We start from the raw sequence: 16,672 nt of genomic DNA, 5'->3' as shown, positions 1-16,672 counted from the left end.
TCCGCGATACGTTAGCTCGCTTCACGCGTCGCCCCTGTGCGGGGCGGCACCTACTTTTCTTTGCCGCCGCAAAGAAAAGTAGGCAAAAGAAAGCGGCTAACACCGTCAGCCCATGTTCTTGTCCACGGGCCCCCAACGTCCCCACGCTTCACGCCGCCGTGCCCTGGTCAGTGCCCGTTGCCAGCGCTCCGAATACATGCCTCACCCGCTTCACGCACCCGTACAAAGGCCAGCGGCAGCGAACGGTATGTGCCGCCCAGGTGGCAAACTGTGTGCAGGTTATCGCGTCGTACACGTTAGGGCTCTTACAGGGTGGTGCGCATGCGCAATCGGTCCGGAGTGAGGCGTGCGAAGTACAAGAAGCCGACACACAGTTTGCCACCTGGGCGGCGGTGGACTATGTGGCACGGCATGTTGAAGTGCGGGTGTGTGAAGCGGGTGAGGCATGTATTCGGAGCGCTGGCAACGGGCACGAATGACGTGATTGCCGTTTGAAGTGTAAGAACCTGTGGGGGCCCTCAGGCGGGAAGAAAGGCTGGCGGTGTGAGCCGCTTTCTTTTGCCTACTTTTCTTTGCGGCGGCAAAGAAAAGTAGGTGCCGCCCCGCACAGGGGCGACGCTTGAAGCGAGCTAACGTAACGCGGATGCCAGCGCAAACGTAAATCGGCGGATGCCAGCGCAAAGCGAAAGCAAAAGCAAAAGCAAAACCGACACCAACAACAACGGGAACCCACTTGCCATGCCGCACGTACTACCAGACAGACTACTACCTGGCGCCCCGTACCCTTTAGGCTCAAGCTGGGACGGCTTAGGCGTGAACTTCGCCGTATTCTCCGCGAACGCGCAACGCATCGAGCTATGCCTGTTCGAGCCAACCGGCCGAAAAGAACTGAAGCGCTACGCGCTGCCGGAATGCACCGACGAGGTATGGCACGGCTACCTGCCGCACGCCCACCCAGGCACGGTATACGCATTCCGGGCCCACGGCCCATATCAACCGCAGCATGGTCACCGTTTCAACCCGCACAAACTATTGCTAGACCCCTACGCAAGAAAACTCATCGGCCAGTTCCGATGGTCAGACGCTCTGTTCAGCTACCGCGTCCACTCGAACAGAATGGACCTCTCGATCGACCGAAGAGACTCGGCGCCAGCCATGCCCAAATGCGTGGTCGTCGACGAAGCCTTCGACTGGTCCCACGACACACGCCCCAACGTCCCGTGGAATGAAACTGTCATCTACGAAGCCCACGTGCGCGGCGCATCGATGCTACGCAAAGACCTCCGCACGCCCGAACGTGGATCGTTCGCCGCACTCGCATCGCCAGAGTTCATCGAGCATCTGCTAAAACTCGGCGTCACCGCCGTCGAACTGCTCCCCGTCCACGCATTCCTCAACGACCGCTTTCTCGTCGAGCGCGGACTGCGTAACTACTGGGGCTACAACACGGCCGCGTTCTTCGCGCCGGAACCGTCCTACCTGACCGCGCATCGGCTCGACGAGATGCGCATCGCCGTCCGTCAACTGCACGCGGCAGGAATCGAGGTAATACTCGATGTCGTCTACAACCACACGTGCGAAGGCAATGAGATGGGCCCCACCGTGTCGTGGCGCGGACTCGACAACGCCAGCTATTACCGCCTCATTCCAGGCGACGAACGCCATCACATCAACGACACCGGCTGCGGCAACACGCTCAACATGCCCCATCCGCGCGTCCTGCAAATGGTGATGGATTCGCTGCGCTACTGGTCGACCGCGTTCAATATCGACGGCTTTCGTTTCGATCTCGGCGTCACGCTCGGACGCGAGCATTCGGGTTTCGATCCCGGCTCGGGTTTCTTCGACGCGCTACGGCAAGATCCCATCCTGTCGCAACGCAAGCTGATTTCCGAACCGTGGGACATCGGCCCGGGCGGCTATCAGCTCGGCAATCATCCGCCCGGCATCAGCGAATGGAACGACCGTTTCCGCGATTCCGTGCGCCGCTTCTGGCGCGGCGACGCCGGCATGCGGCCCGATCTCGCCGCGCGGCTGACGGGATCGGCGGATCTGTTCAACCGGCGCTTTCGCAAGCCGACGGCCTCGGTCAACTTCGTCACGTCGCACGACGGCTTCACGCTGTTCGATCTCGTGGCGTACTCGCAGAAACATAACGAGATCAACGGCGAAAACAACAACGACGGCCATAACGAAAATTACAGCTCGAACTGGGGCGTCGAAGGTCCGACCGACGAACCCGCCATCGTCGAAGCGCGCGAGCGCGTCTCGCGTTCGCTGATCGCAACGCTGTTCGTTGCGCTCGGCACGCCGATGATGCTCGCTGGCGACGAAATGGGCCGCACCCAGCGCGGCAACAACAACGCGTATTGCCAGGATAACGAAATTTCCTGGATAGATTGGGAACGTGCCGCGCTCCCACACGGGCGCAAAATGACTATGTTCTTCGCGCGCATCATCGCGTTGCGAAAACAGCATCCGCTGCTGCGCGAAAACCGCTTCCTGTTCGGCGACCGTGAAGTGCTGCCGGGTCTCTACGACGTCGGCTGGTTCGACGAGCACGGCGAAGCGCTGACCATCGAAGCGTGGCAGGACCCCGAAGGCCGCGCCTTCACGCTGCGGCGCGCGGGCGCAGGCCTGAATGGAGAAACGGAAGTATTGTTGTTGATGTTGAACGCATCGGCGGCGGCGCTGCGCTTCATGCCTCCGCCGCCGCACCTGGAATGGCATGTGCTGCTGGATACGGCGAACCCTGAAGCGCCGCCCGCGCCGCTCGCCGCGCCCGACCTGGAAGTGCCCGCGCACAGCATGGTGGTGCTCGCGGCGCAGCCCACGGGCGACGCGGACTGGCAGGCAAGCTGGCGCGCGGGCGCGCAGTACGGGCCGCGTCTGTTGACCGCATTGCCGCCGGACCCGGGCACGTCGATGCCCGACACCGAGCAGTCCGGCTAACCGCGCGAGCGCCCGATTATCAACAGAAAGCCCATGCCGGAAGGTCTGCAATGAGCGTGCGTATCAACATGCCGACGAATGGTGACAATCATGCATGAACGTCCAATCGACCCTCACGCGCATCATCACGCGCACTGCCTGCCGTTCGGCGCGCAGCTGCTCGGCGCGGCGAGCGCGAACCCGCGCACGCGCTTTCGCCTGTGGGCGCCGTCGTGCGCGAAGGTGCAGGTAGTCGTCGAAACAGGCAATGCATCCGGCACGCACGACATGAGCGCGACGGGCAATGGCTGGTTCGAAACGGAAATAGCTTGCGGCGCGGGCACGCTGTATCGCTACAAGCTCGACGGCGCGCTGCTGGTTCCCGACCCCGCGTCGCGCTTTCAGCCGCAGGATGTGCACGGCCCGAGCGAAGTGATCGATCCGCGCGCCTACACATGGGAGCACGCGGGCTGGTGTGGCCGGCCGTGGGAAGAAACGGTGCTGTACGAACTGCATGTCGGCGCGCTGGGCGGCTACGGCGGCGTGATGAAGCGCCTGCCCGCCATCGCGGAGCTGGGCGTCACCGCAATCGAACTGATGCCGCTCAACGATTTTCCCGGCACACGCAACTGGGGCTATGACGGCGTGCTGCCCTATGCGCCCGATTCCGCGTACGGACGTCCCGACGACCTGAAAGCGCTGATCGACGCCGCGCACGCGCACGGCCTCGCGGTGTTCCTCGACGTGGTGTACAACCACTTCGGCCCGGACGGCAACTATCTGCATCAGTATGCGAAGCCGTTCTTCCGCGAAGGCACGCACACGCCGTGGGGTCCCGCAATCGACTTCGAGCGCGGCGAAGTGTGCGAATTCTTCTGCGACAACGCGCTCTACTGGCTCAACGAATATCGCTTCGACGGCTTGCGCCTCGATGCCGTGCACGCAATCGACAACGACGACTGGCTGCGCCGTTTCGCCGATCACGTGCGCGCGCATGTGCAACACGGTCGACACGTGCATCTCGTGCTGGAAAACGAGCGCAATACGGCGAACCTGCTCGACAGCCATTTCACCGCGCAATGGAACGACGACGCGCACAACACGCTGCACGTGCTGCTGACGGGCGAACACGAAGGCTACTATGCCGCGTACGCCGATCAGCCGATCCAGCGGCTCGCGCGGATACTCGGCAGCGGCTTCGGCTATCAGGGCGACCCTTCGCCCATCCACGACGGCCAACCGCGCGGCCAGCCGAGCGGCCATTTGCCGCCCACATCGTTCGTGGCGTTCTTGCAGAACCACGATCAGATCGGCAATCGCGCGATGGGCGAGCGTCTGCGCACGCTGTGCGCCGATGACGCGCTGCGCGCCGCCACGGGCCTGTTGCTGCTGTCGCCGCAGATTCCGCTGCTGTTCATGGACGAGGAATATGGCTCGAAGCAGCCGTTCCTGTTCTTCACCGACTACAGCGGCGATCTGGCGAATGCCGTGCGCGAAGGACGCCGCAAGGAATTCGCGCGTTTCGCCGCGTTCGCCGACGAGAAGCGCCGCGCGCTGATTCCCGACCCGAACGATCCCCAGACGCTCGCCATGTCGTCGCCGCCTGCCGGGCGGCAAGGCGACACGCCCGACGCGAAGGACGCGCTCGACTGGATGCATTTCTACAAATCCGCTCTCGCCGTGCGCGCGAAGCTGATCGCGCCGCGCCTGCGCCATGCGAAGGCGCTCGGTGCGACGGTCCTCAAGGCTGCCGGCGGTAGCGACGCGAACGCGCTAACCGCGCGCTGGAAACTCGACGACGGCGAGACGCTGTCGATCGTGCTGAATCTCGGCAATGAAGCCCTGCCGCTTGGCGAGCGCCCTGCGGGCAAGGTGATCTTCGAAACGCCGCCGCGCGTGCGCGATCGCATCGACGCGGGCGAGTTGCCACCGAACGCATTCGTCGCATGGCTGACCGGCGACGTCAGCGAATATGCCGTCGGCCACGACGCGCGCAAGCACGCAACGACCTAAGGAGCGACACGCGTGGCTACAAACCGACGCCCCGGCATTTCCATCGACGCCCTCGCCGCACGCGCAGGCTTCGAAGTCGAATGGGAAGACGCGCATCACAACAGGAAGCGCGTGCCCGACAGCACGCTCGCCGCGTTGCTCGAACGCATGGGCCTGCCGTGCGGCAACGCCACGCAGATTCGCCAGAGCGCGGGCGCGCTCGAAGCCGAGTTGTCGGGCCGCAAGCTGCCGCCGCTGATGACGGTCGAATGCGGACGCGGCATCGCCTTGCCCGCCGCCGCGATCAAGTCGGGCAGCCACTACCGGATCGAACTGGAAAGCGGCTCGCTGATCGATGGACGCTTCACGGCGCCGAGGGGCGAAGCGGCGCTGCTGTCGCCTATCGACGAACCCGGCTATCACACGCTCGTGCTCAACGAGCACCGCATGACGCTCGCCGTCGCGCCTGCGCAGTGCTACACGGTCACCGACGCGTGGCGCGCGATGCACGGCGGCGACACCAACGCGCCGCCGCTGTGGGGCATCGCGGCGCAACTCTACGGCTTGCGACGGGTCGGCGACGGCGGCATCGGGGATTACACGGCGCTGGCCACGCTTGCGATCGAAAGCGCGAAACGCGGCGCGCATGCGCTCGCCGTCAGCCCGACACACGCGATGTTCAGCGCGTTGCCGGGCTCGTTCAGTCCGTATTCGCCGTCGTCGCGGCTGTGGTTGAACGTCACCCATATCGATCCTGCCGCCGTGTTCGGCGCACAGGCCGCGCAAGCCGCGCTCGATGCAGCCGGCGGCGCCGACGTCTGGCCGCAACTCGAAACACTGCCGCTGATCGACTGGAAGACGGCGACGCCGCTCAAGCTCAAGGTGCTGCGCGTGTTGTTCGAGCGTTTCTGCGCAAACGACCGCGCGCAGGACTCGCCACGCGCGCTGGAATTTCACGGCTTTTGCGAGCGCGGCGGACGCGCGCTCGAAGATCATGCACGCTTCGAAGCGCTGCATGCGTTCCAGTTGCTGAATAGCGGCGAAGGCTACTGGCGCAAGTGGCCGGACGCGTTGCAGGACCCGCGCAGTCCCGAGGTCGAGGCCTTTGCGAACGAGCACCGGCACGAAGTCGAGTTTCATCTGTTCCTGCAATGGCTCGCGTCGAAAGGACTGTCGCACGCGCAGCATGCGGCGCGCGATGCCGGCATGGCAATTGGCCTGATCGCGGATCTCGCCGTCGGCTGCGACAGCGCGGGCTCGCACGCCTGGTCGTATCGCGACGACATGCTGCACGGCGTGTCCGTCGGCGCGCCGCCCGATCTGTTCAACCAGGCGGGCCAGGCGTGGGGCCTCACCACCTTCTCGCCGCGTGCAATGCGCAATCAGGGCTTCTCGGCGTTCATCGACATGCTGCGCTCGGCGTTCGCCTGTGCGGGCGGCATCCGCATCGATCACATCCTCGGGTTGCGGCGACTGTGGCTCGTCCCCGAAGGCGAAAGCGCGAAGAACGGCGCGTACCTGCGCTATCCGCTCGAAGACATGCTGCGGCTGATCGCGCTCGAATCGTGGCGGCATCGCGCGATCGTGATCGGCGAGGATCTCGGCACCGTGCCGCCGGGTTTTCGCGAGCGGCTCAGCGAGCATGGCCTGGCCGGTATCCGCGTGCTGTGGTTCGAACGCACCAAAGACGGCAAGGGCTTCACGCCGCCTGGCGAATGGGATAACGGCGCGGTCGGGACGACGACCACGCACGACCTGCCGACCGTCTCCGGCTGGTGGCGCGGCGAGGACATCGTGTGGCGCAATCGCATCGGTCAGACGGCCGCGCGCGCCGATGGACGCGATCCTGTCGCGCTCGCCCAGGCCGAACGCGACGACGACCGCGCGGCGCTATGGCGCGCGTTCCAGCAAGCCGGGGTCGCCGCGCCCGACGTCGAGCCGCCGCCGCCCGGCGAGGCACCCGTCGATGAAGCGCTCGCGTTCGTTGCCGCCACGCCGTCGCCGCTCGTCACGTTTCCGCTGGAAGACCTGCTCGGTCTCGTCGATCAGCCGAATCTGCCCGGTTCGATCGACGAGCATCCGAACTGGCGCCGCCGCGTGATCCAGCCCGTCGACGAACTGTTCGCCAACGACGCCTTTTGCGACCGCCTGCTCGCCATCCAGCAGGCGCGCACCGACTCAACCTCTGCTTCTTCGTTGTCCGACACGCCATGACTGTTCCGCGCGCCACGCTCCGACTCCAGTTCCATCGCGACTTCACGTTCGACGATGCGCTCGCGCACGTCGATTATTTCGCCGCGCTCGGCGTGAGCCATCTGTATGCTTCGCCGATCACGACGGCCACGCCCGGCTCGACACACGGCTACGACACGGTGGACTACGGCCAGGTCAGCGCCGAGTGCGGCGGCGAAAACGGCCTGCGGCGTCTGACCGACAAGCTGCATGAACTCGGCATGGGCCTGATCGTCGACGTCGTGCCGAATCACATGGGCATGAGCAAGCACAACGCGTGGTGGCAGGACATTCTCGAATGGGGCCGCCATAGCGCCTTTGCGCGCTTTTTCGATGTCGACTGGCACTCGCCCGACCCGGCGCTGCGCGGCAAGGTGCTGATGCCCGTGCTCGGCGCGGCTTACGGCGAGGAACTGATCGCGGGCCGCATCGCGCTGCGCTTCGACGCCGACAACGGGCGTTTCAACATCGTCTACGGCGAGCACGCGTGTCCCGTCTGCCCGACCGATTACGCGGCGATCCTGCAATCGGCGGATCGCGCGGATCTGAGCGCGCTCGCCGAGCGCTTCACGTCGATCACCACGCAACCCGCCGATCATCCGCGCGCGGCTGAAGGCCGCGAAGCGCTGCGCGAATTCGTGCGGCAAAACGGCGCGTCGGCGATCGAGTTCGTGCTCGAAGCGTATTCGCCCAACGAGCCCGTCACGCGCGACCGTCTGCACCGTCTGATCGAGCGGCAGCATTTCCGGCTCGCGTGGTGGCGTACGGCGTCGGATGAAGTGAACTGGCGGCGCTTCTTCGATATCAGCACGCTCGCGGCCGTGCGCGTCGAGCGTCCCGAAGTGTTCGATGCCGTGCACGCGCTGATCTTCCGGCTCTATGCGGAGGGCGTGATCGACGGCTTGCGCATCGACCATGTCGACGGGCTCGCGGAACCGCGCGAGTACACGCAGCGGCTGCGGCAGCGGCTGTCGGAACTGCGCGAGGGCACGACGCCGTATATCGTCGTCGAGAAGATACTCGGACGCGGCGAAGCGCTGCGCGACGATTGGCCCGTCGACGGCACGACGGGCTACGACTTCATGAACGACGCTGGCGCGCTGCTGCACGATCCAGACGGCGCGGCGCCGCTCGCCGAGGCGTGGGCCGATCTGAGCGGCCGTCCCGCGAACTTTGCAGACGAAGCGCTGCCCGCGCGGCGCAAGATCCTCGCGGAGAATCTGCCCGCGGAACTGGACCGCGTGTCGCGCGCGCTGCATCGGCTCGCGCGCGACAGCATCACCACCCGCGACTTCACGTACACGGCGATCCGCCGCGTGACCAACGAGCTCGCCGCGCACTTTCCCGTCTATCGCATCTACCCGCAAAACGGCCTGCGGAGCGCCGCCGACAACGCGTACTTCGACATCGCGCTCGATGCCGCCAAACAGACGCTGTCGCGTGCCGATCATGGCGTGCTGGCGCGCGTCGATGCGTGGCTCGGCAGCGGCGCCGACGAAAACGCCAATGCACGCAACGCCGCGTATCCGGCACCGCAGCAAAATGGCAACGCGGGCGCGTTCAATCACACGGCGTCGGCGCGCCGCACCGTGCAGACGCTGTTCTCGCAGCTGACCGCGCCCGTCGCCGCGAAGGCGATCGAAGATACCGCGTGCTATCGCTACGGTCGTTTGCTATCGCGTTGCGAAGTGGGTGCTGACCCGGGCGAGTTCGCGCTGACGGTCGAGCAGTTTCACGCGGGCAATCAGGAACGCGCACGGCGCTTTCCACACGCATTGCTCGCGACGGCAACCCACGACCACAAGCGCGGGGAGGACACACGCGCGCGCCTCGCCGTGCTCAGCGAAATCGCCGACGAATGGACTGCGACGCTGCGCGCATGGACGACGTTGAACGCGCCGCACAGGCGCGCGCTGGATGGCAACGCCGACGACTGGGCGCCTGGCCCCAGCGCCGAGGCGATGCTGTATCAGACGCTGGTCGGCTGCTGGCCGCCCAACCTTTCGCCCGACGACGAAGCGGGCGTCAAGGCGCTCGCCGAACGCGTCGCGCAATGGCAGTTGAAAGCGCTGCGCGAAGCGAAGTTGCGCACTACGTGGCTTGCGCCTGACGAAGTTTTTGAGAACGGCTGCCGCGAGTTTCTTTTCGATATTCTCGCGCCGCAGCGTCGCGACGGGTTCCTGCGCGAACTGAGCGGATTCGTCGCGCGCATCGGCCGGGCAGGTGTGGTGAATAGTCTGCAGCAGACCTTGCTGCGGCTCGCTTCGCCCGGCGTGCCCGATCTTTATCAGGGTACCGAACTATGGGATTTCAGTCTCGTCGATCCCGACAACCGGCGGCCGGTGGATTTCACGCAGCGCCGGGCATTGCTCGCCGAGGCACCGCCTTCCCATTACCTCGCTGGCTGGCGCGATGGCCGCGTGAAACTCGCGATCATTCAGCGGATGCTCGCGTTGCGCATGCAGATGCCCGAATTGCTGAGTAGCGGCAGCTATACGCCGCTCACGGTGCAAGGCAAGTACGCCGCGCATGCGATTGCGTTCGCGCGGCGTCAAGGCAACTGCTGGGCGGTCGTGATTGCGACGAGGCTGTCGATGGCGCTGCTCGATAACGGCAGCGACCTGCCTGTCGCCGATCCGATTGCATGGGACGACACGGCGGTGCAGATGCCCGAGGAACTGTTCGGGCGCGCGTTGTTCGACTGGGTGAGTCCCGCCGCGCCGAAGGTCGAAGATACCGGGCTGCTGTATCTGCGCGATGCACTGACGACGATGCCGGTGGCGGTGCTGGTCGAGGATGGGGTGCCGCGAGTGTGACGCTCAACCACCCTCATCATCGAACGTTTTCGGATACACCCGCACGAGCACGATACGCGGCCCCTTCATCCTTTTCACGACCACATCGAAGCGGTCGAATTCGACGCGCTGCCCTTCTTCCGGCAAATCGCCAAGCGCGTTGATTACCAGACCGCCGACGGACTCCGCGCTGCCCTCGTCGATATCGATACCGAGCGCGCGCTCCAGCGACACCACGGGCAAGCTACCCTTGCCCATCAGCGTGCCGTCGTCCATGCGCGTCCAATCTGCATCGCCCTGACGGAACTCGTCGTGAATCTGGCCGACCAGCGCGCCGAGCAGGTTGTCGAGCGTCAGGAAGCCGATCGGCTTCGCGTTCTTCCGGCCGACCAGCGCAAGATGCGGCGCGCCCTTGCGAAAGCGCCGGAACAGTTCCAGCGCGGGCATCTCGGGCTTCACGTACTGCACGGGACGCACGTAGTGCGACAGGTCGTCGAGCGTGCTGCCCGCGTGCCGCGCCAGCAGCAGATCCTTCAGATGGATCGTGCCCGCGACGCGCTCGCCCGTCGCATCCTCGAGCAACGGATAACGGCTGAAACGATGGCGCGCGATGATCTGCATGTTGTCGCGCCACGGCAGATCGCGGCGCAGGCTCACCAGTTCGTGCGCGGGCCGCATCAGGTCGGACACGGTCATGCGCGAGAAATCGAGCGAATGCGCGATCGTGTTCCACTCGTCCTGCGAATAGGCGTCCTTCGAGCCGTCGAGTTCGTTCGTGACGCTCGCGCGGCGGCCTCGCAGAATCAGCTTCAGTTCTTCCGTGGAGTAATGCGTGTCGCCGCCGTGGTCGGCCGTCAGACCGGCGAGGCGCAGCACCGCGTTCGCGCTCGAGTTCAGCACCCAGATGGCGGGGTACATCGCCCAGTAGAAGCCATACAGCGGCATCGCCGTCCACAGCGAGATATGCTCGGACTGGCGGATGGCCAGCGACTTCGGCGCGAGTTCGCCCACCACGATATGCAGGAACGAAATGCACGAGAACGCGAAGAATAGCGAGATGCCGTGGATCAACTGCTCGTTCTGACTGCCGAGCAGATGGAACACGGGATTCAGCAGTTCAGCGAAGGCCGGCTCGCCGATCCAGCCAAGCCCGAGCGACGCGAGCGTGATGCCCAGCTGGCATGCGGACAGGTACGCATCCAGCCGGCCATGCACCTTCGCGAGCAGCTTGCCGCGCAAGCCATGCTTCTCCGCGAGCGTTTGCACGCGTGTCTGCCGCAGCTTGACGAGACCGAATTCCGCGGCAACAAAAAAGCCGTTGAGGGCAACGAGCAACAACGCGCCAATGAGGGCGACGAACTGGATCAAAGCGAAGAACTCCGGCAACAAAAGCCGTCAGTATAGAGCGCGAAAGGCATGTGAAAGCGCTGAGCGCGCGTGAACTGGCCATCCGGCCAGGTCGCGCGCGACTGCACGCGCGTGTGAGCGAGCGTCATGCGCCGGCGAGCGGCACACGCAGTTTGAGCGTCGTCGGCTGGCCGTCTGCCCATTCGCCCTGTTCGAACGCGCCCTCGTGGGCTTCCGCGATGCGCTTGCACAGCCCGAGCACCCACGATATGCGGCCGGCTTCGCGCGGCTGCGTCGCTTGCGCACGCGCGAAGTTTTCGAGCACGTGAGGCAGCGCAGCGTCCGTCAGCGCAGCAGGCGTGGCTTGCCAGCCGACCGTGGCGCGGAACGTCGACGCATCGACGTCGGCATCGAGCGTGACGGTCGCGCCGCTCGCGCTCGCCTCCACCGCGAACGCGACGAGCAGCCATAGTGCAGCGGCCAGGCGCTCGCGGTCGCCGTTCATCTGCTGCGCGGCGAGCGGCGAGTGGAGTTGGAGTGCGACGCCACGCCGCACGGCGAGCGCCTCGCGCACATCGCCTATCGTTTCATCGAGCAACGGGCGCAGCGCGAATGGCGCGCGGTTCAAAGCAAGCGCTCTCGTTTCGGCGCGCGTCGTGTCGACGATCGATTCGAGCAGCTTCACCTGTTGCTCGACGCCGTTGCGAATGCCTTCGAGCGCGCGTTGCGCGGTGGCGTCGTTCGCGTCGATCTTGCGGTCGAGCACATAGGCCCAGCTGTGAATGGCATTCAGCGGGCTGCGCAGGTCGTGCGAGACCAGCGACAGCACATGATCACGCATGAAGAGCGCTGTTTCGGCGCAGCGTCGCGCGGTTCGTTCGGCGACGGCAGACGTCCCCTCGCTGCTGCCGGAAGAAGACGGAGTAGACGTGGTCACGATCGACATCCTCGTTGGCGGTTCACCGTTGGTTGCAGTCTGGACATTATAGGCATGGCCGTTCGGCCAATCTTCGCGACGGTTGGACAACGCGCCTACAATAGCGGTTTCGAACGATTACAAGGAGCATTGCATGACTACAGTCACCACGGCCTCGGGCCTCAAGTACGAAGACCTGACGGAAGGCTCGGGCGCAGAAGCGAAGGCCGGCCAGACCGTCAGCGTGCACTATACCGGCTGGCTGACCGACGGTCAGAAGTTCGATTCGAGCAAGGACCGCAACGACCCGTTCGCGTTCGTACTGGGCGGCGGCATGGTCATCAAGGGCTGGGACGAAGGCGTGCAAGGCATGAAGGTCGGCGGCGTGCGCAAGCTCACCATTCCGCCGCAACTCGGCTACGGCGTGCGCGGCGCAGGCGGCGTGATTCCGCCGAACGCGACGCTCGTGTTCGAAGTCGAATTGCTCGGCGTCTGAGCGTTTCCGTAGTTTTTCCGGTTGCATTTTGATGAGCCACGCCGTTATCGATGCACCCAGCGTTTCCCTGCGCCGCTACGGCACCGTGGAAGCGTCGGACGTGCACGACTTCCATCAGATCGTGCTCGGTCTGGACGGGGCGATGGTGATGGCGGTGGACGGCGTCGCGCAGGAAATCGACCGGACGTCCGCGTGGCTCATTCCGGCGGGCTCGCGGCACGACTACGCGGGCGTCGGCGAAAACCGGCAACTCGTGCTCGATCTGCCCGCGTCGTCGGTCGCCGTGCCGCAACGTCTGTTCGACCGGGCGCGCGCCGTCACCGTCGATTCGTCGCTCACGCAACTGGTCTCGCATATTGCGGGCCGCGCTACTGCGCGTGTCGATGGCGATGCCGCATGGCGGCACTTCAACTGGGAAGCGGCCTCCCGCTTATGTGCGGCGATCATCGAAGACACAGGCATGGCGGATGCTGCGCCTGCCGCGGGTCTGGACTTCGCGCGCATCGATACCTGGCTGCGTGCGCGTCTGTCCGAGCCGCTGCGCATCGCTGACCTCGCCGCGCACTGCGGCTTCGGCATGCGGCGCTTTCATCAATTGTTCATCGACGCATTCGGCGAAACGCCGCATCGCTATTTGCAGCGGCTGCGGCTGGATACGTCGGTTACGCTGCTCGCCGATCCGCGCCGCTCGTTGACCGATGTCGCGCTCGAAGTCGGCTTCGGCGATCAGAGCGCCTACACACATGCATTCACGCGCCGCTTCGGAATGGCGCCGGGTCAGTGGCGCGCATTGCTGCATTGAGCATGGCTGCATGACAAAACGGGCGCTTCGCAGCGCCCGTTTCGTTTTACCCTTCACTTCGTCGCTTCATCAGCCTGCAAGGCCGCGTGCCAGATCGTCGCGAATATCTGCGGCATTCTCCAGACCAACGGCAAGCCGGATCAGACCTTCCGTGATGCCCGCCGCCGCGCGCGCTTCCGGCGTGATGCGGCCGTGCGTCGTGGTGGCAGGATGGGTGATGGTCGTGCGCGTGTCGCCGAGGTTGCCCGTAATCGAGCAGATCTTCGTGCTGTCGATCACACGCCACGCGTTCGCGCGCATCGCTTCCGGCGTGTCGCCCTTCAGCTCGAACGAAACGATCGCGCCGCCCGCCTTCTGCTGGCGCTTCGCGATCTCGTACTGCGGATGCGATTCGAGACCCGGATAGAACACGCGCTTCACGGCGGGATGCTGGTCGAGCCAGCGCGCGATTTCGAGCGCATTCGCCGACTGGCGCTCGACGCGCAGCGACAGCGTCTCCATGCCCTTCAGCAGCACCCACGCGTTGAACGCGGACAGCGTGGGACCCGCGCTGCGCACGAACGGGAACACCTTTTCCATGATGAACTGCTTCGAGCCGACCAGCGCGCCGCCGAGCACACGCCCTTGCCCGTCGAGAAACTTGGTGGCGGAATGCATCACCACATCCGCACCAAGCTTCAGCGGCTGTTGCAGCGCCGGGCTGCAAAAACAGTTGTCGACGACGAACAGCGCATTCGCGGACTTCGCGATCTTGCTGATCGCTTCGATATCGGCGATCTCCGTCAGCGGGTTCGACGGCGTCTCGAGGAAGAACATCTTCGTCTCGGGGCGCACCGCGTTTTTCCACGCGTCGAGGTCGGTCGGATCGACGAAGGTCGTCGTGATGCCGAACTTGCTGAAGATCTGCGAGAACATACCAAGCGTCGAACCGAACAGGCTCTGCGAGCTGACGAGATGGTCGCCCGCCTGCAACGCCGACATCACCACCGACATGATCGCGCTCATTCCCGACGCCGTCGCCATGCACGCCTCGCCGCCTTCGAGCGCCGCGAGACGTTCCTGGAACATCGTCACGGTTGGATTCGTGAAGCGCGAGTACGTGTAATAGTCTTCGGAATTCTTGAAGCGCTCGGCGGCGTCGGCGGCGCTCGCAAACACAAAGCTCGACGTCAGGAAGATCGCTTCCGAGTGTTCGCCGAAGTCGCTGCGCAACGTCCCCGAGCGGACCGCGAGAGTGTCGAAGTTGAGGGAGTCGTCCATGTTCGTTCTGTTCCGTTTTTCGAAGTCACGCGCGCTTGCCGTCGAGGTTTGCGCGCGTGAGAGCAACAAAAAAGCCCGCTTTGCGTCGGCATAAGCGGGCTTCGTGTGCGGGGAAAGCTATAAGCGCGATGGCTGTGCTGCTGCTCACCGTTCGCTTTAGCTGTTTTGGGTTTCCCCGCGTCCGCAAGCTGAGATCAAATCGACGCAAGACCCGATGGTAACACTGCCCCCGGATTTTCGCGCCGGGTTTCAGCGGCTGTTGCAGCGCGCGAGACCGGTTGCCCGGTGCTCGCGCTTACGCCGCGTTACTCGACCGACAGTTGCAGGTGCAATTGCGAACGCGCAGCGCCGCCGTCGATCGCGTCGCTAGCGGCGTCGCGGTCCGATTGCGCGGACGGCGCGAGACGCGCGGATTCGATGCGGTCGAGGTATTCCGTCGTCACATCACCCGTGATGTAGTTGCCGTCGAAGCACGACGATTCGAACTCCTTCAGCGCCGGGTTGATGTCGCGGATCGCGTTCTTCAGCGCGTCGACGTCCTGATAGACGAGGAAATCGGCGCCGATCAGGCGCGCCACTTCTTCATCCGAACGGCCGTGCGCGACGAGTTCGCTGCGCGTCGGCATGTCGATGCCGTACACGTTCGGGAACTTCACGGGCGGCGCAGCCGACGCGAAGATCACGTTGTTCGCGCCCGCATCGCGCGCCATCTGCACGATTTCGTGCGACGTCGTGCCGCGCACGATCGAGTCGTCGACGATCAACACGTTCTTGCCCTTGAACTCGATGCCCATCGCGTTCAGCTTCTGGCGCACCGACTTCTTGCGCACTGCCTGGCCCGGCATGATGAAGGTCCGGCCCACGTAACGGTTCTTGAAGAAGCCTTCACGGTATTCGACGCCGAGTTTCGCCGCGACCTGCATCGCCGCCGGACGCGACGAATCGGGAATCGGCATCACGACGTCGATCTTCACGTCCTTGGGCAGCACGCGCATGATCTTCTCGGCCAGATAGTCGCCCATGCGCAGACGCGCGTTGTAGACGGGCACGCCGTCGAGCACCGAATCCGGACGCGCGAGATACACGAGTTCGAAGATGCACGGGTTCAGGCTCGCGTTCGGCGCGCATTGCTGCGCGTGGAAATTGCCTTCGAAGTCGATGAAGATCGCCTCGCCCGGCGCCACGTCGCGCACGAACTCGAAGCCGATGCCTTCCAGCGCCACCGATTCCGACGCCAGCATCCACTCCGTGCCCGACGCCGTTTCCAGCTTGCCGATACACAGCGGACGGATGCCGAACGGGTCGCGGAAGCCAAGCAGACCGTAGCCGGAAATCAGCGACACGATTGCATACGAGCCGCGCACACGACGGTGTACGCCCGTCACGGCCTTGAACAGCGCGGCGGGATCGAGTTGCAGGCCCGAGCTCGACAATTGCAACTCGTGCGCGAACACGTTCAACATGACTTCCGTGTCGGAATTCGTGTTGATGTGGCGACGATCGATGCGGAACATCTCGTCTTTCAGTTGCTGCCAGTTGGTCAGATTGCCGTTGTGCGCGAGGATCAGGCCGAACGGTGCGTTCACGTAGAACGGCTGGGCTTCTTCTTCGCTCGACGCAGAACCCGCCGTCGGGTAACGCACCTGGCCAATGCCGCTATTGCCCGGCAGGCTGCGCATGTTGCGCGTGCGGAACACGTCGCGCACCATGCCATTGGCCTTGTGCATGTGGAAATTGTTGCCGTTCGCCGTAGCGATACCGGCAGCGTCCTGACCGCGGTGCTGCAGCAGCAGCAGGCTGTCATAGATGAGCTGGTTGACGGGAGACTGGGAAACTACGCCTACGATGCCGCACATGGCATGTCCTTCAAAGGGTACGAAATTCGATCAGTGCGGCCTGCC

Annotated in this window: 10 protein-coding genes; 6 read left to right on the top strand and 4 right to left on the bottom strand. The window is 64.7% G+C overall.

Annotation, left to right across the window (positions count from 1 at the left end; genetic code table 11):
• The first annotated feature begins 738 nt into the window (after nt 1-738).
• The 4 genes from glgX to treY all read left to right on the top strand — a co-directional run bounded on the left by glgX (nt 739) and on the right by treY (nt 9,971).
• Complete coding sequence (gene glgX / locus KFO72_RS20445) at nt 739-2,952, top strand: glycogen debranching protein GlgX (protein WP_062917470.1); 2,214 nt, start codon at nt 739-741, stop codon at nt 2,950-2,952.
• Nucleotides 2,953-3,042: 90 nt separating this feature from the next.
• A complete protein-coding gene (gene treZ / locus KFO72_RS20440) occupies nt 3,043-4,944 on the top strand; it encodes a malto-oligosyltrehalose trehalohydrolase (RefSeq protein WP_225032876.1) in 1,902 nt (633 codons plus the stop codon).
• 12 nt (nt 4,945-4,956) lie between these two features.
• Nucleotides 4,957-7,137, top strand: a complete 2,181-nt coding sequence (gene malQ / locus KFO72_RS20435; RefSeq protein ID WP_062917182.1) for a 4-alpha-glucanotransferase — start codon at nt 4,957-4,959, stop codon at nt 7,135-7,137.
• Complete coding sequence (gene treY, locus KFO72_RS20430) at nt 7,134-9,971, top strand: malto-oligosyltrehalose synthase (RefSeq protein WP_225032875.1); 2,838 nt, start codon at nt 7,134-7,136, stop codon at nt 9,969-9,971. Before malQ ends, treY begins: the two co-directional genes overlap by 4 nt.
• 3 nt (nt 9,972-9,974) lie before the next feature.
• Here the strand turns inward: treY and KFO72_RS20425 are convergent, their stop codons facing one another.
• Complete coding sequence (locus KFO72_RS20425) at nt 9,975-11,318, bottom strand: hemolysin family protein (protein WP_225032874.1); 1,344 nt, start codon at nt 11,316-11,318, stop codon at nt 9,975-9,977.
• Between the two features lie 124 nt (nt 11,319-11,442).
• Nucleotides 11,443-12,243 (bottom strand): sensor histidine kinase, encoded by an 801-nt coding sequence (locus KFO72_RS20420; RefSeq protein ID WP_062917184.1) that lies wholly within the window; start codon nt 12,241-12,243, stop codon nt 11,443-11,445.
• Between the two features lie 124 nt (nt 12,244-12,367).
• Here KFO72_RS20420 and KFO72_RS20415 point away from each other — a divergent pair, with 124 nt between their 5' ends.
• On the top strand, nt 12,368-12,709 hold the full coding sequence (locus KFO72_RS20415) for an FKBP-type peptidyl-prolyl cis-trans isomerase (RefSeq protein WP_054933466.1): 342 nt from the start codon (nt 12,368-12,370) through the stop codon (nt 12,707-12,709).
• 31 nt (nt 12,710-12,740) lie between these two features.
• Nucleotides 12,741-13,511: an AraC family transcriptional regulator gene (locus KFO72_RS20410; protein ID WP_225032873.1), complete on the top strand. Its 771-nt coding sequence runs from the start codon at nt 12,741-12,743 to the stop codon at nt 13,509-13,511.
• Nucleotides 13,512-13,580: 69 nt separating this feature from the next.
• Here the strand turns inward: KFO72_RS20410 and KFO72_RS20405 are convergent, their stop codons facing one another.
• Nucleotides 13,581-14,771: an O-succinylhomoserine sulfhydrylase gene (locus KFO72_RS20405; RefSeq protein ID WP_035999358.1), complete on the bottom strand. Its 1,191-nt coding sequence runs from the start codon at nt 14,769-14,771 to the stop codon at nt 13,581-13,583.
• A gap of 305 nt (nt 14,772-15,076) precedes the next feature.
• A complete protein-coding gene (gene purF / locus KFO72_RS20400; RefSeq protein WP_054933464.1) occupies nt 15,077-16,627 on the bottom strand; it encodes an amidophosphoribosyltransferase in 1,551 nt (516 codons plus the stop codon).
• Between the last annotated feature and the right edge of the window lie 45 nt (nt 16,628-16,672).

Origin of the sequence: Paraburkholderia sp. XV (assembly GCF_020177535.1) — a bacterium.
Taxonomy (GTDB): domain Bacteria; phylum Pseudomonadota; class Gammaproteobacteria; order Burkholderiales; family Burkholderiaceae; genus Paraburkholderia; species Paraburkholderia caribensis.
This window is presented reverse-complemented; position numbering and strand designations above follow the sequence as displayed.